At 74.3% G+C, this 25,644-nt stretch carries 18 protein-coding genes; 11 read left to right on the top strand and 7 right to left on the bottom strand.

Annotation, left to right across the window (positions count from 1 at the left end):
• Positions 1-199 precede the first annotated feature (199 nt).
• Entirely contained in the window at positions 200-1,612 is a 1,413-nt protein-coding gene (locus tag CHF15_RS07810; RefSeq protein WP_089222903.1) for a protein phosphatase 2C domain-containing protein, read from the top strand.
• On the opposite strand, the gene CHF15_RS07805 is transcribed toward CHF15_RS07810, so the two are convergent.
• Positions 1,570-4,749, bottom strand: coding sequence for an alpha-mannosidase (locus CHF15_RS07805; protein ID WP_089222902.1), 3,180 nt, complete (start codon positions 4,747-4,749; stop codon positions 1,570-1,572). The two genes, CHF15_RS07810 and CHF15_RS07805, sit on opposite strands and share 43 nt — an antisense overlap.
• Positions 4,750-4,839: 90 nt before the next feature.
• On the opposite strand from CHF15_RS07805, the gene CHF15_RS07800 reads away from it, so the two are divergent.
• A complete protein-coding gene (locus tag CHF15_RS07800; protein ID WP_245938716.1) occupies positions 4,840-6,255 on the top strand; it encodes a glycoside hydrolase family 47 protein in 1,416 nt (471 codons plus the stop codon).
• Positions 6,256-6,298: 43 nt separating this feature from the next.
• Here CHF15_RS07800 and CHF15_RS07795 read toward each other — a convergent pair whose 3' ends face one another.
• Positions 6,299-6,793 carry an OsmC family protein gene (locus CHF15_RS07795; protein ID WP_089222900.1) on the bottom strand — a complete coding sequence of 165 codons (495 nt, stop codon included), beginning with the start codon at positions 6,791-6,793 and terminating at the stop codon, positions 6,299-6,301.
• 2 nt (positions 6,794-6,795) lie between these two features.
• Positions 6,796-7,449 (bottom strand): GntR family transcriptional regulator, encoded by a 654-nt coding sequence (locus CHF15_RS07790; protein WP_089222899.1) that lies wholly within the window; start codon positions 7,447-7,449, stop codon positions 6,796-6,798.
• A gap of 165 nt (positions 7,450-7,614) precedes the next feature.
• Here CHF15_RS07790 and CHF15_RS07785 point away from each other — a divergent pair, with 165 nt between their 5' ends.
• Entirely contained in the window at positions 7,615-8,064 is a 450-nt protein-coding gene (locus tag CHF15_RS07785; RefSeq protein ID WP_089222898.1) for an ATP-binding protein, read from the top strand.
• A 106-nt stretch (positions 8,065-8,170) separates the two neighbouring features.
• On the opposite strand, the gene CHF15_RS07780 is transcribed toward CHF15_RS07785, so the two are convergent.
• On the bottom strand, positions 8,171-9,208 hold the full coding sequence (locus CHF15_RS07780) for a DUF2637 domain-containing protein (protein WP_089222897.1): 1,038 nt from the start codon (positions 9,206-9,208) through the stop codon (positions 8,171-8,173).
• Positions 9,209-9,595: 387 nt separating this feature from the next.
• Between CHF15_RS07780 and CHF15_RS07775 the strand changes: the two genes are divergently transcribed.
• On the top strand, positions 9,596-10,408 hold the full coding sequence (locus tag CHF15_RS07775) for a GntR family transcriptional regulator (RefSeq protein ID WP_089222896.1): 813 nt from the start codon (positions 9,596-9,598) through the stop codon (positions 10,406-10,408).
• A gap of 3 nt (positions 10,409-10,411) precedes the next feature.
• Here CHF15_RS07775 and CHF15_RS07770 read toward each other — a convergent pair whose 3' ends face one another.
• The gene (locus CHF15_RS07770) at positions 10,412-11,191 is read right to left on the bottom strand and encodes a hypothetical protein (RefSeq protein ID WP_179279704.1); all 780 of its coding nucleotides are present in this window, start codon (positions 11,189-11,191) and stop codon (positions 10,412-10,414) included.
• Between the two features lie 240 nt (positions 11,192-11,431).
• Between CHF15_RS07770 and CHF15_RS07765 the strand changes: the two genes are divergently transcribed.
• Positions 11,432-11,806, top strand: coding sequence for a peptidoglycan-binding domain-containing protein (locus tag CHF15_RS07765; protein WP_089222894.1), 375 nt, complete (start codon positions 11,432-11,434; stop codon positions 11,804-11,806).
• Between the two features lie 267 nt (positions 11,807-12,073).
• On the opposite strand, the gene CHF15_RS07760 is transcribed toward CHF15_RS07765, so the two are convergent.
• Positions 12,074-13,720: a PucR family transcriptional regulator gene (locus tag CHF15_RS07760; RefSeq protein WP_089222893.1), complete on the bottom strand. Its 1,647-nt coding sequence runs from the start codon at positions 13,718-13,720 to the stop codon at positions 12,074-12,076.
• A gap of 265 nt (positions 13,721-13,985) precedes the next feature.
• Here CHF15_RS07760 and CHF15_RS07755 point away from each other — a divergent pair, with 265 nt between their 5' ends.
• From CHF15_RS07755 to CHF15_RS07735, 5 genes are all read left to right on the top strand, one after another.
• A complete protein-coding gene (locus tag CHF15_RS07755) occupies positions 13,986-14,873 on the top strand; it encodes an FAD binding domain-containing protein (protein ID WP_089222892.1) in 888 nt (295 codons plus the stop codon).
• Positions 14,864-15,424, top strand: a complete 561-nt coding sequence (locus CHF15_RS07750; RefSeq protein WP_089222891.1) for a (2Fe-2S)-binding protein — start codon at positions 14,864-14,866, stop codon at positions 15,422-15,424. The genes CHF15_RS07755 and CHF15_RS07750 overlap by 10 nt, the downstream gene beginning before the upstream one ends.
• Positions 15,425-15,429: 5 nt before the next feature.
• Positions 15,430-17,811 (top strand): xanthine dehydrogenase subunit D, encoded by a 2,382-nt coding sequence (pucD, locus tag CHF15_RS07745; protein WP_089222890.1) that lies wholly within the window; start codon positions 15,430-15,432, stop codon positions 17,809-17,811.
• A 144-nt stretch (positions 17,812-17,955) separates the two neighbouring features.
• Positions 17,956-19,422, top strand: coding sequence for an NCS2 family permease (locus tag CHF15_RS07740; RefSeq protein ID WP_089222889.1), 1,467 nt, complete (start codon positions 17,956-17,958; stop codon positions 19,420-19,422).
• 14 nt (positions 19,423-19,436) lie between these two features.
• The gene (locus tag CHF15_RS07735; protein ID WP_089222888.1) at positions 19,437-20,543 is read left to right on the top strand and encodes an XdhC family protein; all 1,107 of its coding nucleotides are present in this window, start codon (positions 19,437-19,439) and stop codon (positions 20,541-20,543) included.
• 1,201 nt (positions 20,544-21,744) lie between these two features.
• Here the strand turns inward: CHF15_RS07735 and CHF15_RS07730 are convergent.
• Positions 21,745-24,441 (bottom strand): SpoIIE family protein phosphatase, encoded by a 2,697-nt coding sequence (locus CHF15_RS07730; protein WP_089222887.1) that lies wholly within the window; start codon positions 24,439-24,441, stop codon positions 21,745-21,747.
• Between the two features lie 75 nt (positions 24,442-24,516).
• Here CHF15_RS07730 and CHF15_RS07725 point away from each other — a divergent pair, with 75 nt between their 5' ends.
• On the top strand, positions 24,517-25,626 hold the full coding sequence (locus CHF15_RS07725) for a winged helix DNA-binding domain-containing protein (RefSeq protein WP_089222886.1): 1,110 nt from the start codon (positions 24,517-24,519) through the stop codon (positions 25,624-25,626).
• Positions 25,627-25,644: the final 18 nt, after the last annotated feature.

Genomic DNA, 25,644 nt, shown 5'->3' with positions numbered 1-25,644 from the left:
CGCAACACGCGGGTATGGCGGAAATGAGCCATGGCGTAATCCCGCCGCCCGCCATCATCCCTGCTCGAACCCCTGTCCTGGCAAGGTGTCCCCACTGGATCGTCCGACGTGCGGCCCGAGGAGGGGGCCGGCCGCCCGTCGGGCCATTCGCGTTCCCGAACCCTGTTTCGCCGCGCGCCCTCCGGTGGACAATAGGGGCATGAGCCAGCAGGGGGAGACGGACCGCCGCCAAGAGGACGAGTGGTGGCGGCAGTTGTACGGGCAGCCCGACCCCGGGGGCCGCGAGCCCGGTGACACGCTCGACGACCGCTACAGCTCGGCCCTCAGCGCCCTCGGCGAGGAGGCCGACGGGGGCGGTACGGTGCCGCGGCAGACCGCCCCGCAGGACACGGCCCCGCCGGCCGCGCCCGGTGACGGCCGGTACGCCGGCGCCGACCCGGACACGGCCCCGCGCGGCCGGACCGGGACGGGCCCCGACGAGGACGACGCCGGCCCGCCCGACACCCTGCGGCTGCGCCGCCCCGCCCCGCCCCCGGCGACCGCCCCGCGCCCCTGGCAGTACCAGGGCCCGCCCCACCCCCAGGCGGCGCCCGAACCTGCCTCGGAGCCGCCCGGACTGCCCCCGGGCTGGGCCCCGGCCGAACCCGCCTTCGAGCCCCTGTCGTCCGAGGCGCCCCATGAGCCCCCGGCGCCCGCCGCCCCGGCCGCCGGGTCCGCACCGACCGTTCTGCCGGGGCCGACCCTCACCGAGGTGGCGTACATCGGCGACGGCCCGCCCACCTACGACCCCGAGCCCACCGCCTGGCCGGCGGCCGACCCGGACGGCCTCGACGACCTCGTCCCGGACACCGAACTCGACGGCGCCCGCTACGGCCTGCTGACGGTCCGTACGGCCTCGGTGCGCGGCGACTCCGCCCGCTACCGGGGCGAGCCGCGCCGCGACGCCGTCCTGACCGCCCGCTTCGGCGGCGGCGACGACGCGCTGCTGCTGATCGCCGTCGCCACCGGCCCGCGCACCTCGGACACCGCCCACCGCGCCGCCCGCGACGCCTGCACCTGGATGGCGACGGCGGTGGGCCGCAGCCAGGCGCGGCTCAGCGAGGACATCCGCGCCTCCCGCCGGGGCTCCCTCAAGTCGGGCCTGCACCGGTTGACCGACCGCTGCTACGGACGGCTGCGCGCCCGCGGCGAGGACCTGGGCCTTGACCCGGCCGAGTACAGCGCCACCCTCCGCTGCCTGCTGCTGCCCGCCGACCCCGACTGCCGCATCCGGCTCTTCTTCGGCGTCGGCGACGGCGGGCTCTACCGCATCCGCGGCGGCGAGTGGCAGGACCTCGACCCCTGGCGGCCCGACGAGCGCGCCGAGACCGAGGACAGCCCGGCCGTACGCTTCCGCTTCCGTGCCTCCGTGGCCCGTTCCGGCGACACCCTCCTGCTGTGCAGCGGCGGTCTGGCCGGGCCGCTGCGCGGCGAACCCGCCCTCGCCGCCCTCCTGACCCAGCGGTGGGGTGCCGCCGGGCCCCCGGGCCTGCCGGCGTTCCTCGGCGACACCCAGACCCGGGTCAAGGGCTACGCCGACGACCGGACGGCGGTCGCCGTCTGGGACGCCTGACGCGGCCCGGGGGTGAGCCGCAGCGTCAGGATCTGGAACGGCCGCAGCGCGAGGGCGACGGCGTCGCCCTCGAACCCGGCGTCCTCCAACGGCCGCTCCAGCAGGTCGGTGACGCGGGCCCCGGCGAGCGGGAAGCCCGTGGTGAGCGTGCCCGAGGCCCGGTCGCCCCGTGACTCGTACAGGCGCACCACCACGTCGCCGGAGCGGTCGTCGGCGAGCTTGACCGACTCCACGGTGATGCCGGGGTGGCCGACCCGCAGCAGCGGCCGCGGCGGCGGCAGTGAATCCGCCCGCCGCAGCGGCAGGTTGAGCGCCAGCCCCTCGGCGACGGCGTCGCCCACCGTCGCGCCGGGGAGCAGCGCGTAGCGGAAGCGGTGCGTGCCCTGGTCGGTGTGCGGATCGGGGCTGTGCGGGGCGCGCAGCAGCGTGAGCCGGACGGTGGTGTCGGTGCCGGAACGCCCCGCGTCGTGGCCGTACGTGGAGTCGTTGAGCAGCGCGACCCCGTAGCCGGGCTCGCCGACGTGCAGCCAGCGGTGGGCGCAGATCTCGAACCGGGCCGCGTCCCAGCCGGTGTTGGCGTGGGTGGGGCGGTGCAGGTGCCCGAACTGGATCTCGGCGGTGGAGCGCTCCGCGAGCACGTCCAGCGGGAAGGAGGCCTTCAGCACCTTCTCCGACTCGTGCCAGTCGACCTCCGTGAGCACGTCCAGCCGGCGGCTGCCGGCGGTCAGCCGGAGCTCCTGGACGACCCGGCTGCCGCCGAAGGCCCGTACGACCCGGACGGCGGCCCGCAGCGGCCCCTCCTCGACGAGCTCGACGGACTCCGCCGACGTCAGGTCGGTCCGCTTGCGCCGGTAGTGCCGGTCGATGTCCCAGGCGTCCCACTTGGAAGGATGGTCGGGGTGCAGCTGCAGCAGGTTGCCGCGCGCCCCCGGCGCCAGCACCTCCCGGCCGGCGGTCAGGTCGCGGACGGAGGCCAGCAGCCCGTCCGCGTCGACGGCCACCCGCAGCAGGCCGTTGCCGAGCACGACCAGCCCGTCCTCCCGCACCGCGCGCACCGGCTCCGCGGCGCTGACCGCCCGGCCGCCGGCGACCGCCGCGCCCAGCGCCGGGACGCTGACGGGCACCACCGCCCCGCCGTCCGCCAGGGGCTGGGCGCCGCTGCCCTCCGGCAGGGCGGCCGCCGTCGCGGCGTCCAGCTCGACGACCTCCTCCCGCGCGTACGGCGAGGCGTTGAGCAGGACCGGGGAGCCCTGGGAACCAGCGCCGCCCAGCGCCCGCACCGCCGACGCGATCAGGGCCTCCAACTCCTCCCGCACCTCCGCGTAGGTGTCGCGCGCCTCGCGGTGCACCCAGGCGATCGAACTGCCCGGCAGGATGTCGTGGAACTGGTGGAGCAGCACCGTCTTCCAGATCCGGTCCAGCTCCTCGTACGGGTAGGCATAGGGGGCCGGAGCGTCCAGCGCGGCCGCCGCGCACCACAGCTCGGCCTCGCGCAGCAGGTGCTCACTGCGCCGGTTGCCCTGCTTGGTCCTGGCCTGCGTGGTGTACGTCGCGCGGTGCAGCTCCAGATAGAGCTCACCGGACCACACCGGGGCCCGGTCGCCGTACTCGGCCTCGGCCGCCGCGAAGAAGGCGGCCGGCTTCTCGATCTCGACCCGGGGCGACCCCTCCAGGGAGCGCAGCCGGCGGGCCTTCTCCAGCATCTCCCGGGTGGGACCGCCGCCGCCGTCGCCCCAGCCGAACGGCACCAGGGACCGGGTGGCGCGCCCCTTCTCGGCGAAGTTGCGCACCGCGTGGGCCAGCTCGCGGCCCGCGAGCTGCGAGTTGTAGGTGTCGACGGGCGGGAAGTGGGTGAAGACCCGTGTGCCGTCGATGCCCTCCCACCAGAAGGTGTGGTGCGGCATCTTGTTGGACTGGTTCCACGACAGCTTCTGGGTGAGGAACCAGCGGACCCCCGCGAGCTTCGCCAGCTGCGGGAAGGCGGCGGTGTAGCCGAAGGTGTCCGGCAGCCAGATCTCCTCGGTCTCCACGCCCAGTTCGTCGAGGAAGAAGCGCTTGCCGTGGACGAGCTGCCGGGCCAGCGCCTCACCACCGGGCATGTTGGCGTCGGACTCGACCCACATGGAGCCGACGGGCGCCCAGTTGCCGTTCCCGACGGCCTGCCGGATGCGCTGCCACACCACCGGCTGATGCTCCTTCACCCAGGCGTACTGCTGGGCCTGCGAGCAGGAGAAGACCAGCTCGGGGTAGTCGCGGGCGAGCGCGGTGACGTTGGCGAAGGTGCGGGACGCCTTGCGGACGGTCTCCCGCAGCGGCCACAGCCACGCCGAGTCGATGTGGGCGTGGCCGGTCGCCGAGACGCGGTGCGCGCCGGTATGCGCGGGCCGGGACAGCGCTCCGGCCAGTTCGCGGCGGGCGTCGGCGGCGGTGCCGTGCACGTCGTGCAGGTCGAGCGCGTCCAGGGCGTCCTCCAGCGCGCGCAGGATCTCGTGGCGGCGCGGATCGCCGAAGTCCAGCTCGTGCATCAGGCCCTCGAGGACCTCGACGTCCAGCACGAGGTGCCAGACCTCCTCGTCCAATACGGCCAGTTCGGCGGTGTCGAAGCGGTAGAGCGGATCGGACCCGGCGGTCAGCACGTCGCCCAGCGGGGTCGGCCGCCAGTCGCGCAGCACGGCGGGATTGGCCGCGGCCTCCAGCAGCAGGTTCACCCGCTCGCCCCCGGCAGCGGGAGCGGCCACCGGGACATGGCGGTTGAGCGGGTGGACGCCCTTGACCGGCACCCCCTCGGAGTCGTACACCATCCCCTCGGCCACGAAGCCCGGGCCGTCGTTGCCGAACCCCGGGTCGATCACGGCCTCGACCCGGCGGCCCGTCCAGGCCGCCGGCACCGTGCCCTCCAGCCGGAACCAGCTCGTCGACCACGGCGGCCCCCAGGGCGTGCCCACGGAGAACGGTTCGAACATTCCGTCCGACCATGCCTTCAGGGCCTCGCCGACCGGCGGCGGATCGCCCCGCCGGTCCTCCACGTGCCACACCGACATGCCCAGCGGCACCCGTTCGGCGTAGCGGGCGGGCCGGACGAACTGGTTCATGGCCCTGGTCAGGCGCCCCTCGACCAGCAGACGGTCGTCGTGCATCTCAGCTCCTCGGGTCGGCTCACCGGATGGATTCCCCGTCAATGCGGTGGTGTCCCGTAACGCCCGGAAGGCGGACGGGGTTTTCGGGGCATGAGAAAAATCGCGCGTCCCCGCGGACTCTCCCGGCGCGGATTGCTCGGCGCCGCCGCCCGGCTCGCCCCCCTCGCCGCCGTCCCCACCGTCTCCCTGCCCGGGTCGGCGGCGGCCGCCACCGACCCGTACGCGGCGCTCGCCCGCGCGTCCGTCACCGAGTTCCGCAGCGCCTGGGACGCCTACCGCAGACTCGCCTGGGGCCGGGACGAGTTGCGGCCGCTCACCGGCGCCGGCTCGGACTTCTTCATCCCCGGCAGCACCCTCGGCCTGACGATCGTCGAGGCGCTGGACACCCTCTACCTGATGGAGCTGGACGAGGAACTGGACGCCGGCGTCCAGTGGGTGCGCGACGATCTCGTCCTCGGCCAGGACGCCCCCGTCCAGGTCTTCGAGACGATCATCCGCCTGGTCGGCGGGCTGCTCTCCGGGCACCTGGCCACCAAGGACACGGTGCTGCTCGACCGCGCCCGCGAACTGGCGGACCGGCTGCTGCCCGCTTTCACCCGGTCGCCCACCGGGGCCCCCTACCGCTATGTGAACCTTGCGACCGGTGCCGTCTCCGGCAAGGAGAACCACCTCGCCGAGATCGGCACCTGCATCACCGAGTTCGGCGAGCTGTCCCGGCTCACCGGGGACCGGAAGTACTACGACGCCGCGAAGAAGGCCCTGCACGCCGTCTACGAACGCCGCTCGCGGCTGAACCTGCTCGGCACCGGCATGAACGTCGAGACCGGCGCGTGGACCGGCACCACCGCCACCCTCGACCCGCCCGTCGACTCCTTCTACGAGTACCTCTGGGACGGCTGGGAGCTCTACCGCGACGAGGACCTGCGCACCTGGTACTCCACGCTCACCGCGGCCGTGCTCGAGCACCTGACCGAGCGCCGCTCCGGACGGCTCTGGTTCCGCCAGGCCGACATGCGCACGGGCGCCGCCACCGGGCACGCGCAGTCCGAACTGACCGCCTTCTACGCCGGGTTGCTCGCCCAGAGCGGCCGCGTCGCCGAGGGCGAGGCCTACCACGCCAGCTGGGCGGCCGCGCTGCGCTCCTTCCGCCTGCCGCCCGAGAGTCTCGACTACCACGGCATGCGCGCCCTGGACCCCTCCTACCCGCTGCGCCCGGAGTACGTGGACTCCTGCCTCTTCCTTTGGCTCACCACCGGCAAGGAGCTCTACCGGCGGCGGGCCGCCGAGATGTTCCGGCGGCAGAAGCAGTACTGCAAGGTGGTCAACGGGTACACCGTGGTGCGCGACGTGACCGCCCGTCCCATGAAGCTGGGCGACCTGACCCCGGCCTACTGGTTCAGCGAGAACGCCAAGTACTACTACCTGCTGTTCGCCCGGGCGCGCCGCTTCGACTACCGCTCCAACTACCTCACGACCGAGGGCAACGTCCTGCGCGGACTGCGCTGATCCGGGCCCGGGCCGGGGCCCGGTGGCGAAGGGCCGAAGCCGGCTAGCCGCCCGCCGCCACGGTGACCTCCGCCTCGTGGTGCACGGGGAAGTTGACCGAGCCGGCGATGAAGCACAGCCGGTGGGCGTCGGCGTGCAGCCCGACGGCGGCGTCCACCATGGCGGCGGAGGCCACTTCCACCCGCGGCCGCAGCAGGGCCCGCGTGAAGTGGCCGCCGCCGTCGCCGGTCTCCTCCATCGTGCCCTCCGCCCGGTCGGTGTAGGAGGTGACCACCACTCCGGCGACGGTGCACACGTGCAGATACGAGAGCATGTGGCACTGCGACAGCGCGGCGAGCAGCAGCTGTTCGGGGTTCCAGCGGGCGGGGTCGCCGCGGAAGGCCGGGTCCGAGCTGCCGGGTATCGGCGGCACGGGCAGACCGGGCGCGGCGATCTCGTGCTCCCGCCCGTACCCGCGGTACGTGCCGGTGCCCGTGCCGCGGTTGCCGGTCCAGACGACCTCGGTGGTGTAGGTGTGGCGCTTGCTGATGTCGGGCACGGCTAACGCTCCTCCTCCGTCCCGTCCCGCTCGTGGGCGGCACAGGTGTCCATGACGTGCTCACGGGCGGCCGCGTGGGCCTCTTCGGCACGGCCTGCGGCGATCGCGGCGAGCAGCCGCCGGTGCTGCGCGGCGACCTGGTCGGGGCGCTCCGGCGCGGCCAGCGACCGCCGGGTGGAGACCTGGATCTGGTCCCACAGCCGCTCCAGGGACGCGGCGGCCACCGGGTTCGCCGACAGGGTGGCGATCCGGCCGTGGAAGCGCCGGTTGTGCCGGACGGCCTCGGCCAGCCGGCCCGCGGCCGTGGCCTCCTGCGCGTCCGCCGCGAGCCGCTCCAGCGCGGTCAGTTCGGCGGGCGCCATCTCCCCGCGCCGCTGCCGCTCCGCTGCCAGCTCCGCCGTCAGGCCCTCCAGCACGCCGCGTACCTGGTAGGCGTGCCGCAGCGCCTGCGGCCCCAGTTCGACCACGCTCACCCCGCGTCCCGCGGAACGCACCAGCCCGTCGGCGACCAGCGCCCGGAACGCCTCCCGCACCGGCGTACGGCTCATGGCCAGTACCGCCGCGGCCTCGAGCTCGGTCAGGCGCTGGCCGGGGGCGTACACCCCGTCCAGGATCAGTTCCCGCAGCCGCGTGCGCGCGGCGTCCGTCTGCTGCACCCCACCACTGTATCCATTGCATGCAAAGTATTCAATGCATGCAATGGATGCAGTGCATACAGAAGCGCTCCGTCCCCGGCCCATGACTGGACGTGGTCGTGGTGGGGCATGCATTGCGCGTAGATGTTCGAACCCGAATGGGCGTCAGCGGCCGGAGCGGAGCCGATGGAACGTCAGCCTGTCCAGCCGGGCGGCAGGGAGGCCGGGGGGCCCGTCGAGGCGCGCCGGCTGCACCGGCCCCTCCAGCATGCCGACCTGCCGGCCGTCGCCGACGTCCGCAGGCTGCTGCGCGAGGCGTTACGCAGCTGGGGCGTGCCCGCCCTCGCCGACACCGCGGAACTCCTCACCACCGAACTCGTCACCAACGCCCTGCGGCACACCGACCGCGGCGCCGTCCTCACCGTGACGCTGCAGCACGGCCCGGCCCACTGCCTGCGCGTGGAGGTACGGGACTTCACGACCCGTCACCCGCGCCTGCGCGCCCCCTCCGACCGCCGCACCTCCGGCCGCGGACTGCTGCTCGTCCAGTCGCTCGCCGACGCCTGGGGGGTCCGCCCGGACGGCGACGGCACCGGGAAGATCGTCTGGTTCGAACTCGACGCCGGGGCCGGCTGACCCGCCGCCGGCCCGCTGACCCGCCGTCCGCCCCCGACGCGCCGCCGCCCCGGCCGGGGTTCCGGGCCGGGGCGGCGCACCGATGAGACGTCACGGACGCGCGCGATCAGCCGTACTGGCGCTCCAGGTCGGCGAGCTTGCGCTCCAGCGAGTCCAGCTTGGGGAGCGCCATGGTGTCGTCCTCGGCGGTGAGGTCGATCGTCGTCCGGGCGGTCTCCTCACGCACGGGCGACAGGGCGGGCCGGGAGCGCGCGGGCGGTCCGGCCTTCTCCGGTTCTATGGCAGGCTCCGCGCCGGACTGGGCGCCCGCCGCGGCCGAGGAGGGCAGTTCGTACTTGCTGCCGCCGCGGTTCCAGATCCGGTGCTGCCGGTTGATCGCCTTGATGCGGGCCCGTTCCAGGCGCTCGTGCCCGCGGCGGCGCATGGCCTCCTGCTCCTGGCGGGCACGCTCCTCGCGGACCTCCTCGACGGCCTCGTCCAGGGTGCGGACGCCCTCGAGCAGCATCAGCGACCAGGCGCCGTAGGTCTCACGGGGCGCGCGCAGCCAGCGGACCATGCGGATCTGCGGCAGCGGCCGCGGGATCAGCCCCTGCTCGCGCAGGGCGGCCCGGCGGGTCTGCTTCAGGGCGCGGTCGAAGAGCACGGCCGCGGAGAGGGACATGCCCGCGAAGAACTCCGGGGCGCCCGCGTGGCCGCCGCCGCGCGGCGCGTGGACCCAGTTGAACCATGCCGCCGCGCCCGCGAAGAGCCACACCAGCATGCGCGAGCCCAGCGCCGCGTCTCCGTGGCTCGCCTCGCGGACGGCGAGCACCGAGCAGAACATGGCCGCGCCGTCGAGCCCGAAGGGCACCAGGTACTCCCAGCCGCCGGAGAGGCCGAGGTTCTGCCGGCCGAAGCCGACCAGGCCGTGGAAGGACAGCGCCGCGGCTACCGAGGCGCACCCGAAGAGCAGGACGTAGGAGGCCGTTCCGTACAGGGCCTCCTTCTTGCGGCGCCGTTCCTCCGAGCGCTCCCAGGAATCGGCCTGGCCCGCGTCCTCCTTGCGGGCCTTGCGGTTGCGCAGGAACACCGCCGCGGCGGCGAGGACCGCGAGACCCACGGCGCACGGGAGCGCCCAGTCCAGCGTTGTGTCCGTAAGTCTCATCGTGCGATTCCTTGCGTCGCAGTACCGTCGCGCTCGGGCCGCGAGACGGCGTCCGCGCGCCATCCTGGCGAACACCCCGGACGTGTGATGCGGTTTCAGGGCAAGAGCACGCCAACGGTGGGGCGGCGTGGGGCGAGATCGCCAGAATGCTCGAACTGGGTAGCGGGTGTGGTTCAGTTGATCGAGCCGGAACCTGTGACCTGACGGGTGATCGGATGACATGGGTGAAAGATCCACATGAGGTGTGCCACACCTCGGACGATCTTGCCCGGGGGAGAGCGGGCCCACAGGGGGCTCGAAGCCGGTCGCCGAGCGTGTTGCAATAGATGGCGGCGCACACTCCCCGGCAAAGTGCGCCAGCGCACACGACTGCCCGAAGGAGCCCCTGTGGAGTACGCCCCCCGCGCCCAGCGGCGCCCCGCGGCGCCCGCCGCCGCGGCCCCCGGGCTGCCCCCCGGTCACGACGAGCGGGTCCGGGGTGCCCATCCGCACGCCGAGCCCGGCACGGGGGCCGCCCCGGAGCGGGCCGAAGGCCTTCCCCGGCCGCGCCGGCTGCCCGAGCGGTCCACCGTGCGGGACCAGGTCCTGCGCGCCCTGCGCGGCGCCCTGCTCACCGGAGAGCTGCGCCCCGGGGCGGTGTACTCCGCGCCCGCGCTCGCCGAGCGCTTCGGGGTCTCCGCGACGCCCGTGCGCGAGGCGATGCAACTGCTGGCCCGCGAGGGCGCGGTGGAGGCCATGCCGAACAAGGGCTTCCGGGTCGCCGAGCGCAGCAGCCGGGACCTCGCCGAGCTCGCCGAGGTGCGCGCGCTCCTGGAGGTCCCCGTCGTGCTGCGCATGGCCCGCACCCTGCCCGCGTCCCGCTGGGAGCAACTGCGTCCGCTCGCCGAGGCCACGGTGGCCGCCGCGGCCCTGGGCGACCGCGCCGCCTACGCCGAGGCCGACCGTGCCTTCCACCGCGCACTGCTGGAGCTCTCCGGCAACCGGCAGCTCGTCGCCGTCGCCGACGAGCTGCACCGCAGGTCGCAGTGGCCGGTCACCGAGGACCACGGCCACGCCCGCCCCGGCGCCTCACCCGTGCGCGGCATCAGCGCCCGTCTGGTCGCCGACGCCACGCAGCACGCGGCGCTGCTGGAGGCACTGGTCTCCGGCGACCTCACCGCCGTCGAGTCACTGGTGCGCCGGCACTTCGCCGGGGCGTGACGCTCAGCCGGCGTCCGCCGCCGGCTCCCCGGCCAGTTCCTCGGCCAGCCACACGGGCACCCCGCCCAGCGTCCGGAACAACCGCGCCGCCTCCGCGCGCAGCCGTCCCGCCTCGGGATCCGGCGTCACCCCGGCCAGCGCGGTCAGGGCCGGTGCGACGCCGACGGCGTAGCCGAGCTCCACACGGATCCGCAGCGACTCCGTGAAGCCGTGGCGCGCCTCGGCGACGTCCCCGTCGCGGGCCGCCAGCCCGGCCAGGTGCCGCCAGGTGTACGAGGTCAGCAGCACGTCTTCGTGGGCCACCGCCCCCGCGTGCGCCCGGCGGTACGCTGCCCGCGCCGCGGCGGGGTCGTCGCCCAGGTTCTCCGCGACCAGCCCGCGCCGGAAGTCCAGCAGCGGACGCCCCGCCGCACCGGGAGCCAGCAGCGCCGCGCTGCGCATCAGGGCCGCCCGCGCCTCGTCGGCCCGGTCGCGCAGCCCGAAGAGCGTCGCCAGGTACGCCAGGTTGCCGCGTTCGCAGGCGGCCTCGCCGCGCTCGTCGTCCGTACGGGCCAGGGCCTCCGCCGTGCGCAGGGCGTCCTCGGCCTCCGCCCAGCCGTCCAGGGTGAACATGCAGCACTCGATCAGCAGCGCCGCCCGCCGTGTGGCCGCCGCCGGCGACCGCTCCGCATGGGGCGCGAGCAGCAGCGCGGCCTCCGTCCAGCACCCGCGGCCCCGCAGCCGCGTCACGTCGGGCGGCGTGTCGCCACCCGGCGCGTTCGGTCCCACCTCTGCGTCCGACATGGCGGTGTCCGCCACTTGCCCTCCCCGAAGCGCGTCATCGAGCCGGTTGGGCCGAAGTCCAGCACGACACCGGGTGCCACGCCAAGAGGGCGGACGTCGCCGTGATCGATTTCCTGCCCGTCAATTGATCTCCATCGCCGCGACCGCGGCGCAACCGGCGCGCAACCGCTGCGCATCCGTGCCGCATCCGGTGGGGCGGACGGTGTTCACCGACCGCCCATGGTGCGGAGGGGACAGACCGTGCGCTTTTCCCGTGCCCGTATCGGTGCCGCCGTCGCCGCGCTCTGCCTCGGGGGCCTCGTCGCGCCGAGTGCCGCCCACGCGGCGGACACCTACGGCAGATGCAATCACGTGAACGACTGGTACCGCCCGACCCTGAAGAAGGGCCCGTACAACTCGAGTACCGCGGCCGCCGTCAAGCGGGTTCAGTGCCTGATCGACGTAAGGGCCTGGTATCCCCAGCCGCTGTCAAAGGACGGCGAGTTCGGGGCGAGGACGGATGCGGCGGTCCGGTGGGTACAGGACTGCGACGAGACGACCGGCGGCGTGGACGGCATCGTCGGCTCCAACACCTGGCTCGACCTGTACCTCCCCGACCCGGACTGCTCGCTCTGATCCGGGGCGACTCCCGAGCGCCCGGCCGGTACGCGAGCCGTCATGGTGATCCCCACGGCTCGCACGGGGACCGCGGGTGGCCGCCCAGGGCGAAGGAGATCGCCTCCTCCAGGTCGAGTGCGCCGCCCGCGCCGAACACCGCCTCGTACGCGGCGTCGCCATGAGCTTGCGGGCCTGCTCGGCGCACAGGTCCTGGGCGGTGCGCGGTTCCGCGGAGCCGAACTGCGCCGGGCCGAACGCCGGCCTTCTCCCGCCGGGGTCCCGCCGTCAGCTCATCCGCAGGGCCAGGAAGAAGTCCAGCTTGTCCTCCAGGCGCGACAGGTCGCGGCCCGTCAGTTGCTCGATCCTGCCGATGCGGTAGCGCAGAGTGTTGACGTGCAGATGCAGCCGGTTCGCGCAGCGCGTCCAGGAGCCGTCGCACTCGAGGAAGGCCTCGAGGGTGGGGATGAGCTCCGCGCGGTGCCGCCGGTCGTAGGCCCGCAGCGGGTCGAGGAGCCGGGCGGTGAAGGCGCGGCGGACGTCGTCGGGGACGAACGGCAGCAGCAGGACGTGGGAGGCCAGCTCCTCGTGGCCCGCGACGCAGACCCGTCCCGGGCGGGCGGCGGCGACGCGCCGGGCGTGGCGGGCCTCCTCCAGGGCGCCGCGCAGGCCGTCGGCGGAGTGGACGGCGGCGCTGACGCCGATGGTGAGCCGTCCGTCGCCGTCCAGGCCCCGGGTGAGGGGCGCGCGCAGGAAGGAGAGCAGGCCCTGTGCGGACAGTTCGGGCGCGGTGCCCTCGGAATCCGGCGACGACAGCGGGACGAGGGCCATCGCCTCCTCGCCCGCGTGGGCGACGGCGATGCGGTCGGCCTGATCGGGGCCCACCGCGCCCGGGTCGACCAGGGCCTCCTCCAGCAGTGCCTGGGCGACCGGGCCGGCCGCGGGCCCACCGCCGGCCCAGTCGACGCGGGCGACCACGACCTGCCACTGCGGAGCGGTGCCGAGCCCCGGCACCAGTACGGGCGCGGCCACCCGCAGCCGTGCCGCGATCTCGCCCGGCGGCGCGCCGGTCTGCACGAGGTCCATCACCTCGGCGGCGAGCCGGCGGCGCACGGTGCGCTCGGCGTCCCGCCGGTCGCGCTCGACGGCGATGAGCTGGGTGACGCCGTCCAGCAGGTCCAGGCGCTCGGCCGGCCAGTCGCCCGCGTCGGCGTCGACCGCCAGGAACCAGTCGGAGAGCAGGGTGCCGCGGACGTCGTCGGCGGGGTCGCCGCTGCGGATGGGGAAGAGCGAGTAGTGGCGGCCCGCGGTGTAGGCGCGGTGCGGCGAGGGGCGGCCGGTCCGGGCGGCGGCCAGGTGCTCGCCGGCGAGCTCGGCCGCTACGCCGGCGGGCAGCGGGTGGTCGGAGCCGGCGATCCCGCGCCCCGTCGTGGACAGCACCCAGGCGCGCAGGTCGAGGTCGCTGCCGAGCAGGTCCAGCACGGCGTCGGGACCGCCGCCCTCGGGTCCGGACGTCATCAGGCGGCGGTGCCGTTCCACCACGGCGGCCAGGTCCCCGGCACGCTCGGTGGACACCTGGCGCACGACGTGCTCGGTGATGGAGGCGAAGGCGACGTCCTCGTCGACCGCGAACAGCGGCAGCCGGTGCCGGGCGCAGGCCAGCACCAGGTCGTCCGGGACGGAGCCCAGCTCCGCCTCCCCGGCCGCGAGACCGGCGACACCGGCCGCGGCGAGGATCCGCACGAAGCGCTCCGAGTCGTCCGGCCCGCGGCGCCAGGCCAGCCCGGTCAGCACCAGTTCGCCGCCCGAGAGGTAGCGGCTGGGGTCCTTCAGGTCGGTGGTCATCACGCCACGGACCGTGCGGTCCAGCTCCTCCCCGCCGCCGAGCAGCCGCAGGCCGAGGGCATCGGTGTCCAGCAGTGCGCGCAGCCGCATCGTCGTCGCCTTGTCTCGAACGCTTCCTTGTCCGAGGCGCTACCGGGGAGGTGCCCGCCCGGTCGCGTCGGTGGTGCCGTGTCGATGCCGACAGGGATCCGGTTTGCGTTTTTCGGAGGAATCTACAAGGCCAGCTTAGCGACCGGCGAAGTGCTTCATGTGTTCGGTGACTGCACCCGGCACGGTGCCCGGACGTGTACTGGGTCACACAGCGTGAACAGGACATGAAAAGCCATCCCGTCCCCTGACGAAGAAGAGAGCGCTCATGGACTTCCTGCGTCCCGCGACCTGGGAGGAGGCCCTCGCCGCCAAGGCGGAGCACCCCACGGCCGTACCCATCGCGGGTGGCACCGACGTGATGGTCGAGATCAACTTCGACCACCGCCGGCCCGATGTCCTGCTGGACCTGAACCGCGTCGTCGACCTGTACGAGTGGGAGGTGGGGGAGGAGACCGTACGGCTGGGCGCCGCGGTCCCCTACACCCGCGTCATCGAGGCGCTCGGCAGGGAACTGCCCGGCCTCGCGCTCGCCGCCCGCACCGTGGGCTCCCCGCAGATCCGCAACCGCGGCAGCGTCGGCGGCAACCTCGGCGCCGCCTCCCCGGCGGGCGACTCGCACCCGCCGCTGCTGGCCGCGGGCGCCGAGGTCGAGGCGGTGTCCGTACGCGGCACCCGGCTGATCCCGGTCGAGGAGTTCTACACCGGGGTGAAGCGCAACGCCCTCGCCCCGGACGAGCTCATCCGCGCCGTGCACATCGCCAAGGCCGACGGCCCCCAGCAGTTCTCCAAGGTCGGCACCCGCAACGCCATGGTCATCGCGGTCTGCGCCTTCGGCCTTGCCCTGCACCCGGCGACCCGCACGGTGCGCACCGGCATCGGCTCGGCCGCGCCCACCCCGGTCCGCGCCGGCACCGCCGAGGAGTTCCTCACCGCGGCGCTGGAGGAGGAGGGCCTGTGGGACAGCGGGCGGACCGTCCCGCCGTCCGTGGCACGCCAGTTCGCGGACCTGGTCGCCGCCTGCGCCAGCCCCATCGACGATGTGCGCGGCAGCGCCGCCTACCGCCGACACGCCCTGCGGGTGATGGCCCGCCGCACCCTCGGCTGGACCTGGGACGAGTACCTCGGCAACGAGAGGAGCGCCCGATGCGCGTGACCTTCACCGTCAACGGACGGCGCCAGGAGGCAGACGACGTGTGGGAGGGCGAGAGCCTGCTGTACGTCCTGCGCGAGCGCATGGGCCTGCCCGGCTCCAAGAACGCCTGCGAGCAGGGCGAGTGCGGCTCCTGCACGGTCCGGCTGGACGGGGTGCCGGTGTGCGCCTGCCTGGTCGCCGCCGGCCAGGTGCAGGACCGTGAGGTCGTGACCGTCGAGGGCCTGGCGGACTTCGCCAAGGAGCGCGACACGGGCGCGGCGGGCCCCGGCACCGACCCGGGCGCCGCACAGCGGTGGCAGCCGCGCCCCGCCGGCCCGGCCACGGAGCTGTCCCCGGTCCAGCAGGCCTTCGTCGACGCCGGAGCCGTCCAGTGCGGCTTCTGCACCCCGGGGCTGCTGGTCGCCGCCGACGAACTGCTGGAGCGCAACGCCCAGCCCACCGACGCCGACATCCGCGAGGCCCTCTCGGGCAACCTGTGCCGCTGCACCGGCTACGAGAAGATCCTCGACGCGGTCCGCCTCGCGGCCGCCCGTACAGGGACGGAGGCCTGAGCGCGATGGGCGTGACCCGTACCCCCACCCCCACCACCCAGGGCAGCGAGACCACGGGCGGCATCGGCGAGTCCACGCTGCGCCCCGACGGCGTCCTCAAGACCACCGGTGAGTTCGCCTACGCCTCCGACCTGTGGCACGAGGACATGCTGTGGGGCCACACCCTGCGCAGCCCGCACGCGCACGCCGAGATCGTCTCCCTCGACGTCTCCCGGGCGCTGGCGCAGCCGGGCGTGTACGCCGTGCTCACCTACGACGACCTGCCCACCGACGTGCGGCACTACGGACTGGAGATCCAGGACACCCCCGTCCTCGCCCACGGCCGGGTCCGCCACCACGGCGAACCGGTCGCGCTGGTCGCCGCCGACCACCCCGAGACCGCCCGCCGGGCCGCCGCGAAGATCCGGGTCGAGTACCGGCAACTGCCCGTCGTGGTCGACGAGGCCACCGCCACCGCCCCGGACGCGCCGCTGATCCACGAGGGCCGCACCGACCACCACAGCGGCCACGTCCCGCATCCCAACGTCGTGCACCGCCAGCCGATCGTCCGCGGCGACGCCGACGCGGCCGCCCGGCGCGCCGACGTGATCGTCACCGGCGACTACGAGGTCGGCATGCAGGACCAGGCCTTCCTCGGCCCCGAGTCGGGCCTCGCCGTCCCCGCCGAGGACGGCGGCGTCGACCTCTACATCGCCACCCAGTGGCTGCACGCCGACCTCCGCCAGATCGCCCCCGTCCTCGGCCTGCCCGAGGAGAAGGTCCGCATGACGCTCTCCGGCGTCGGCGGCGCCTTCGGCGGGCGCGAGGACCTGTCGATGCAGATCCACGCCTGCCTGCTGGCGCTGCGCACCGGCAAGCCCGTCAAGATGGTCTACAACCGCTTCGAGTCGTTCTTCGGGCACGTCCACCGGCACCCCGCCACGCTCCATTACGAGCACGGCGCCACCCGCGACGGGAAGATCACCCACATGCGGTGCCGCATCGTGCTGGACGGCGGCGCGTACGCCTCCTCCTCCCCGGCCGTCGTCGGCAACGCCTCCTCCCTCAGCGCCGGCCCGTACGTCATCGACGACGTCGACATCGAGGCCCTCGCGCTCTACACCAACAACCCGCCCTGCGGGGCGATGCGCGGCTTCGGCGCGGTCCAGGCCTGCTTCGCCTACGAGGCGCAGATGGACAAGCTCGCCGCCGCCCTCGGCATGGACCCGGTGGAGTTCCGGCGGCTCAACGCCATGTCCCAGGGCGCCGTCATGCCCACCGGGCAGGTCGTCGACTCACCGGCCCCCGTCGCCGAACTGCTGCGCCGCGTCAAGGCGATGCCGATGCCGCCCGAGCGGGAGTGGGAGAGCGCCGGCGGCGGCGTGGACGTCCGCGCGCTGCCCGGCGGGCTGTCCAACACCACCCACGGCGAGGGCGTCGTCCGCGGCGTCGGCTACGCCGTCGGCATCAAGAACGTCGGCTTCTCCGAGGGCTTCGACGACTACTCCACCGCCCGCGTCCGCCTGGAGGTGATCGCCGGGGAACCGGTGGCCACCGTGCACACCGCGATGGCCGAGGTCGGCCAGGGCGGCGTCACCGTCCACGCGCAGATCGCCCGTACCGAACTCGGCGTCACCCAGGTCACCATCGACCCCGCCGACACCCGGGTCGGTTCGGCCGGCTCCACGTCCGCCTCCCGGCAGACGTACGTCACCGGCGGCGCGGTGCGGCACACCTGCCAGGCGGTGCGCGAACGCGTCCTGGAACTCGGCCGGGCGAAGCTCGGCACCCACCACCCGGCCTGGGCCACCGCCGAACTCCTGCTGGAGAGCGGCAAGGTCGTCACCGACGACGGAGAGGTGCTCGCCGGGCTCGCCGAGGTGCTGGGCGACGAGGCGATCGACATCGAGCGCGAGTGGCGGCACCGCCCCACCGAACCCTTCGACCTGCGCACCGGCCAGGGCCGCGGACACGTCCAGTACTCCTTCGCCGCGCACCGCGCCGTCGTGGACGTCGACACCGAACTCGGCCTGGTCAAGGTCGTCGAACTCGCCTGCGCCCAGGACGTCGGAAAGGCGCTCAACCCGCTGTCGGTCGTCGGCCAGATCCAGGGCGGCACGACCCAGGGCCTCGGCCTGGCCGTCATGGAGGAGATCCTCGTCTCCGACCGGGCCACGGTGCGCAACCCCTCCTTCACCGACTACCTGATCCCCACCATCCTCGACACGCCGCCCATCCCGGTCGACGTGCTCGAACTCGCCGACGACCACGCCCCGTACGGGCTGCGCGGCGTCGGCGAGGCCCCCACCCTGTCCTCCACCCCGGCCGTCGTCGCCGCCATCCGCGCCGCGACGGGGCTCGCCCTCCGGCGCGTGCCGGTGAGGCCGGAGAACCTGACCGGTACGTGAGGCAGTTCCGCCCGGCGCCGGACGGCGCCGGGCGGTCACACCGCACCACTCTCGGGCCGTCCCCCGGTCGTGCTGCGGACCATCCCAAATCCCGTACGGCGCGGGCCGTCCGGGTGTCCCTGTGAACCTTGGGAGTGGCACCGCATGACCCAGTCGACCCCGTCAGCCACGGACAGAACCGCCCCCGACGCCACCACCGGCGCGCCGCCTCCCCGGCCGGCCGGACGAACCCGGCTCGACCGGTACTTCCACATATCCGAACGCGGCTCGACCGTCGCCCGCGAACTCCGCGGAGGTCTGACGACCTTCATGGCGATGGCGTACATCCTGCTGCTCAACCCGCTGCTGCTGTCCGGCCCCGACGTGGACGGCCACCGACTCGGACAGACCGGCCTGATCACCGCCACCGCGCTGGCGGCCGCCGTCTCCACCCTCCTCATGGGCCTGCTGGGCAGGGTGCCGCTCGCCCTCGCCGCGGGCCTGTCCGTCTCCGGTGTGCTCGCCACGCAGGTCGCCCCGCACATGACCTGGCCCCAGGCGATGGGGATGTGCGTGCTCTACGGCGCGGTGATCGTGGTCCTGGTGGTCTCCGGTCTGCGGGAGGTCATCATGAACGCGATCCCGCTGCCGCTGAAGCACGGGATCACCATCGGCATCGGCATGTTCATCGCCCTGATCGGGCTGGTCAACGCCGGGTTCGTGGGCCGGGGCGAGGGCGGCCCGCTCACCCTGGGCGCCGGCGGGCAGCTGGCCGGCTGGCCGGTGCTGGTCTTCTGCGTCACCCTGCTGCTGATCTTCATGCTGCAGGCACGCGAGGTCCCCGGCGCCATCCTCGTCGGCATCGTCACCGGGACCGTCCTCGCCGTGGCCGTCCACGCGGCCGGCGGCACCGACGCGAAGGTGTGGGGGCTGACCGTCCCCGAACTGCCCGGCCACCTCGTCTCCGCGCCCGACTTCGGGCTGTTCGGGCAGGTCGAGTTCGGCGGCTGGGAGCACATCGGGGCACTGAGCGTCGGCATGATCGTCTTCACGCTCGTGCTGGCGGGCTTCTTCGACGCGATGGCCACCATCATCGGCGTCGGCACGGAGGCGAAGCTCGCCGACGACAGGGGACGCATGCCGGGGCTCGGCAAGGCCCTGTTCGTCGACGGCGCGGGCGGCGCGATCGGCGGCGCCTGCGGGGCCTCCGGGCAGACCGTCTTCATCGAGTCCGCGACCGGCGTCGGCGAGGGCGCCCGCACGGGCCTGTCGTCGGTGGTCACCGGAGTCCTCTTCGCCGCGGGGCTGTTCTTCACCCCGCTGGCGCAGATCGTCCCGGGTCAGGTCGCCGCTGCGGCCCTGGTCGTGATCGGCGCCATGATGATGGGCAACGCCCGGCACGTGGACTGGGGCGACCGCTCGGTGGCCGTACCCGTCTTCCTCACCGTGGCCCTGATGCCCTTCACCTACTCCATCACCGCCGGGGTCGGCGCCGGGGTCATCGCGTACACCGCGATCAAGTCGGCCCAGGGCAGGTTCCGCGAGCCCGGGATCTTCATGTGGGTGCTCACGGTCGTCTTCGTCGTCTACTTCGCCCTGCACCCCCTCGAGGGCTGGCTGGGCGTCGGCTAGGAGGAGTTGCCGCCATGCTCGACATCGCCGACGCGCTCGACCGCTGGTCGGCCGAGGGCAGGCCGTTCGCCGTGGCGACCGTCGTCGCGGTCGGCGGCAGCGCACCCCGGCAGCCCGGAGCGGCGCTCGCCGTCGACGCCGAGGGCACCGCCGTCGGCAGCGTCTCCGGCGGGTGCGTCGAAGGCGCCGTCTACGAGCTCTGCCAGGAGGTGCTGGAGACCGGCGAGCCGCTGCTCAGGCGCTTCGGGTACTCCGACGACGACGCCTTCGCCGTGGGGCTGACCTGCGGCGGCGTCATCGACATCTTCGTCCAGCGGATCGCGCCCGATGCGCGACCGCAGTTCGCCGGGGCACTGGCCGCCGCCTCCCGCGGGGAGGCGGCGGCGCTCGCCAGGGTCGTCGCGGGCCCCGCCGGCCTGCCCGGCCGGGCTCTGCTGGTGCGCCCCGGCGGGACGTACGAGGGCACCCTCGGCGATCCGGAGCTGGACCGCACCGCCGCGGCCGAGGCCCACGCCCTGCTGGGCGCGGGCCGCACCGCCACCGTCGGCATCGGCGCGGACGGCGGGCGCTGCGGCGAGCCGCTCACGCTGCTGGTCGAGACCAGCGTCCCGCCGCCCCGCCTGCTGGTGTTCGGGGCGATCGACTTCGCCGCCGCGCTGGTGCGGGTCGGCACGTTCCTCGGCTACCGGGTGACGGTCTGCGACGCGCGCCCGGTCTTCGCGACCGCCCGGCGCTTCCCCGAGGCCGACGAGGTCGTCGTGGAGTGGCCGCACCGGTATCTCGAGCGCACCCCGGTCGACGGGCGCACCGTCGTCTGCGTCCTCACGCACGACGCCAAGTTCGACGTACCGCTGCTGGAGCGGGCCCTGCGCATGCCCGTCGCGTACGTCGGGGCCATGGGGTCCCGGCGCACCCACGAGCAGCGGCTCGCCCGGCTGCGCGAGACGGGCCTCGGCGAGGCCGAACTGGGGAGGCTGCGCAGCCCGATCGGCCTCGACCTCGGCGCGCGCACGCCGGAGGAGACGGCGCTTTCCATCGCGGCGGAGTTCGTCGCCGCGCGTTGTGGCGGCACGGGGCGCCCCTTGCGGGGCGCCCGCACCCCCATCCACGGGGTGCGGTGAGCCAGTGCGTCGTGGTTGCGGTCCGTTGTTGTGTGCGGGTTGTTTGCGCCTGCGGCGGGCTGTTTCCCCGCCCGCCCTCCCGATTGCCCGGCGCGGTCGGTGCGGGTCCCGCACCGTGTGCGTGGGTCGGTGCCGCGCCGGCGCACGTCCTCAACGCTCGCGGTTTGGCCCGACATCATTCGGCGCCGGGTCCGCCGCTCGTCGTTTCCGGGCGCACCCCGCCACACCCCCTCCGGTCGTGTGGGCGCATGACGGCCGGAGGGGGTAGGGGGCGATTCGGGGTTGCCGCACGCGCCTCACGGAACGCCCACGGACGTGAGGCCTCCATGGGCAACGGAGCAGATCGGGGCGCGCGGGCACGGATCGCACTGCCGAGCGGCCGCCCTCCCTCAGTCTTCGGCCAACGGCGGCCTCATTCGCTGTGGGATGGCGTCCCGCCAAGTGATGTAGCCGATCATGCTGGCGGAATCCGCAGGTAGCGTCCCGAATCGTGCTCGCCGGAGGCCGTGTTGAGGCTCCCCGAGCCGGGACCAGCGGTGGTCGCACGACGCCGCGCATGGGCACGTGCCGGACGGCGCCGAAGCGGAGGCGACGGACCGTGATCGGCTACACCACGACGGGGGACACGACCCGCTGTGGCCGGTGTGGTTGTCGGCTGCTCGCCGGAGGTCGGAGTGCGTCCCCAACCCGCCGCTTGTCGTGTGCCGCGACAAGTCGGGCTCCGTGGCCGGCTGATGACCCTCGGCGTTGCCGTGACGCAGGAGCGCCGGTGGGCGTGTTGCCCCAGCCGTCCAGTGGGAGGTGTCCCCGGCGCGCACCCTTGCTCGGCCTGCGGCCGGGGGACCCCTGCTGGGGGCAGCTTCCAGCGGTGCGGGGAGGGGTGCACCCCATCACCACCCTCCGGCCGTTGGTCGCCGAACCGGCCGAGGGGGCGGGGTCGTAGGGGTGGGCGTTCTGGACGCTGACGTGTATTTGTTGTGCGGCATCGGGGGCGGGGAGCTGGGGTGCCCGCCATGCACATAAATATGCGGTACAGAATGCCCACCCCGGAGGCCCCGCACCCGGCCCACCACACACGCGCGCAGGCCCGCACCAACCGCGCCGGGCAATCGGGCGGGAGGGCGGGGAAACCCCCAACCGCAACCACGACGCACCCGCACACAACAACGCACCGGACACAGGACCGGCGCCCCCCGGAGGGTCACCGCACCTGCTGCTCGGCCCAGATGACCTTCCCCTCGGGCGTGTAGCGCGTCCCCCATCGTTCCGCGAACTGCGAGACGAGGAACAGCCCCCGCCCGCCCTCGTCCGTGGCGGCCGCGTAGCGCAGATGCGGGGAGGTGCTGCCGGCGTCGGAGACCTCGCAGATCAGCACCCGGTCGAGTATCAGGCGGACCTGGATGGGTTCGGCCCCGTAGCGGATGGCGTTGGTGATGAGCTCGCTCAGCAGCAGTTCCGTCGTGAAGGACAGCTCCTCCAGCCCCCACGCGGCCAGTTGACGCTGGACCGCCGCCCGTACCCCGGAGACCGCGGCCGGGTCGCCGGGTACGTCCCAGTCCGCGACGTGGGCGGGGTTCAGGACGCGGGTGCGGGCGACGAGCAGGGCGATGTCGTCGGACGGCCGGGCGGGCAGCATGGCCTTGAACACGTCCCGGCAGGTCTGTTCGGGGTCGCGGCCGGCCTCGGACAGGGACCGGCGCAGGAGTTCCAGGCCCTCGTCGATGTCCCGGTCGCGGTCCTCCACCAGGCCGTCGGTGTAGAGCACCAGGCTGCTGCCCTCGGGCAGTGTCAGCTCCACCGCCTCGAAGGGCAGTCCGCCCAGGCCCAGCGGGGGTCCGGCGGGTACGTCGGGGAACTCGACGGTCCCGTCGGGGTGCACGACCGCGGGCAGCAGGTGTCCGGCGCGGGCCACCGCGCAGGTGCCGGTCACCGGGTCGTAGACGGCGTACAGGCAGGTCGCGCCCGCGACGGTGGTCCCCGCGGGGGCGGCACCGTCACCGGTGGGCCCGGAGTCGTTCAGGTCGATGCGGCCGACCAACTCGTCGAGGTGCCCCAGCAGTTCGTCCGGCGGCAGGTCCAGCGTGCTGAAGTTGTGCACGGCGGTGCGCAGCCGGCCCATCGTGGCGGCCGCGTGCAGTCCGTGGCCCACGACGTCGCCGACCACCAGGGCGACCCGTGCCCCGGGCAGCGGCAGGACGTCGAACCAGTCGCCGCCCACCCCCGCCTGAGCGGGCAGGTAGCGGTAGGCGGCGTCCAGGGCGGTCAGTTGCGGCAGCTCCCTCGGCAGCAGGCTGTGCTGGAGGGTGACCGCCATGGCGTGCTCGCGGGTGTAGCGGCGGGCGTTGTCGACGCAGACCGCGGCCCGTGCCGCCAGCTCCTCGGCGAGCGAGAGGTCCTCCTCGTCGAAGGGCTCCGGGGCCTGCGAGCGCCAGAAGTTCACCATCCCGAGGAGCACACCGCGGGCGCTGAGCGGGGCGCAGATCAGCGAGTGGATGCCGAAGCCGACGACCCGCGCGCCGCGTTCCGGGTCCTGCGCCTGCCAGCCGGGGGAGTCGGCGAGGCGGGGTTCCAGGACGGCCCGGCCGCTGACGATGCCGGCTGCCTGCGGGCTGGACGGCACGAAGAGCAGCGGGTGCCCCGTGGGGTACAGCGGGTGGTCGTCGCGGACGCCGCTCACGGCGACCCGGCGCATCTCCACCGACGGGCCCGCCAGCGGTTCGTCGCCGCGCAGCACGCGTACCGCGAGGTCCACGGTGACGTAGTCGGCGAAGCGCGGCACCGCCACCTGCGCCAGTTCCTCGGCGGTCCGGGTGATGTCGAGCGTCGTGCCGATGCCCATGCTCGCGTCGTACAGCAGCCGCAGCCGGGTCCTGGCCGTCTCGGCCCGGCCGGACAGCGCCCGCAGTTCGGTCGCGTCGCGCAGGGTGGCCACGCTGCCGGGCGGGCCGCCGTTGCGGTCGGTGTGGCGGTTGTTGAGCACCAGCAGCCGCTCCCCGGCCGGCAGCACCTCGTCGGTGGCGTCCCGGCCGGAGGCCAGCAGTTCGCAGGCCCGCTCCTCGAGCCCGAGCCCGGTGACGGGCCTGCCCTCCGCGTCGGCCGGCAGGTCCAGCAGCCGTCGCGCCTCGTCGTTGGCGAGCAGCAGCCGCCGGTCGCCGTCGAGGATGAGGACGCCCTCGCGCACGGCGTGCAGCACGGCGTCGTGGTGCTCGTACATGCGCGTCATCTCGACCGGGCCGAGGCCCCTGGTCTGCCGGGTGAGGCGTCTGGCGATCAGCCAGGTGCCGGCGGTGGCCAGGGCCAGCACGCCCGCCGCGAACCCCAGCAGGACCGGCAGTTGATCGTTGACCGCGCCGCTGACCTTGGCGATGGTGATGCCCGAGGAGACGATGCCGACGACCCTGCCCCGGTCGTCGAGGACGGGCACGTTCGCCTGCACCAGGGGGCCGATGGTGCCCACGATGCTCTCCGTGACCACCTGGCCGCGCAGGGCCGGGCCGATGTCCCCGACGAACTTCTTGCCGATGCGGTCGGGCTTGGGGTGGGTGTAGCGGATCCCCTGACGGTCCGTCACCACGATGAAGTCCACCCCGGAGAGCCGGCGCGCCTGTTCGGCCCTCGGCTGCAGCACCGCGGTCGGATCGGGGGACTCCAGCGCCGCCGCGATCCCCGGTGAGCTCGCGAAGGTCGTGGCCACCGCCACCGACCGGTTGCGGGCCTCCTGTTCGCTGTCGTGCCGCGCCTGGACGAGGAGTTCGACGACGGCCGCGACGACCAGCAGGACGACGACCACGACCTGCAGCAGGAAGACCTGCCCGGCCACGCTGCGCCCCGCGGGCAGCGCTGGCAGCCCCCGCTCCGGTGGTTTCCTCGAGGCGCGATGATCGCTCGGCCCGCCCATAGGCTATGTCTACACTCCCGGGCACTTCCGGGGCGACTGTTACCCCCGAGTTCTTCGTGGCCGTACGGTGTCCGCATGCGCAGGACGACACCGGGGGCCGTGCTGGGCCGCCGTACGCTCAACCGGGCCCTGCTGGACCGGCAACTGCTGCTGGCGCGCTCGCGGATGGGCCCCGCGGAGGCGGTCGCGCATCTGGTGGGCCTTCAGTCGCAGGCCCCGCACGCGGCGTACACCGCGCTGTGGACCCGGCTCGACGGCTTCGCCTTCGGCGACCTGTCGCGTCTGCTGCTGGACCGCGGGGTCGTCCGGATCGCGCTGCTGCGCGGCACCGTCCACCTGGTCACCGCGGACGACGCGCTGCGGCTGCGGCCGGTGCTGCAGCCCCTGCTGGACCGGCAGATCGCCCAGGGCGCCTGGGCCCCCGGGGTGCGGGGCGTGGACCGCGAGGAGGCCATCGCCGCCTGCCGGGCGCTGGTCGAGGCGGAGCCGCGCACCCCGGGCGAACTGCGCGACCTGCTCGGCCCGCGCTGGCCGGACGCAGATCCGGTGTCGCTCGTCAACGCGCTGCGCAACTGGCTGGCGCTGGTGCAGGTGCCGCCGCGCGGCGTGTGGGGGGTGGCCGGGCGGACCGCGTACACCACGGCCGATTCCTGGCTCGGGCGTTCCCCCGCCGACGCCCCCGACGCGCGGGCGCTGGTGCGCCGCTACCTGGCGGCCTTCGGTCCCGCCTCCGTCGCCGACGCGCAGAAGTGGTCGGGGCTCACCGGGCTGCGGGAGGTCTTCGCCGCGATGGAGCTGCGCGCCTACCGCGACGAGGACGGCCGGGTGCTGTACGACGTCCCGGACGCCCCGTCGCTGCCCGACCCGGACCGGCCGGCGGCCGTGCGCTTCGTCGCCGACTTCGACAACCTGGTGCTCTCGCACGCCGACCGCTCGCGGATCCTGGCCCGGGAGCACGTGCGCCGGGTGATGACGGTCAACGGCATCGTCCGCGGCACGGTCCTCGTCGACGGCTTCGTGGCCGGCACCTGGCGCACCGACCGGGCGCGGGGCTCGGCCGTGGTCACGGTCGCGCCGTTCGCGCCACTGGCAGCCGCCGACCGCGACGCGCTGGAGGCGGAGGGCGGGCGGCTGCTGGCCGCCTCCGACCCGGAGGCCGGCCACCACGACGTGCGCTTCGCCTGACCGGCGCGGGCAGCACAC

Origin of the sequence: Actinacidiphila glaucinigra, assembly GCF_900188405.1 — a bacterium.
Classification (GTDB): Bacteria; Actinomycetota; Actinomycetes; order Streptomycetales; family Streptomycetaceae; genus Actinacidiphila; species Actinacidiphila glaucinigra.
This window is presented reverse-complemented; position numbering and strand designations above follow the sequence as displayed.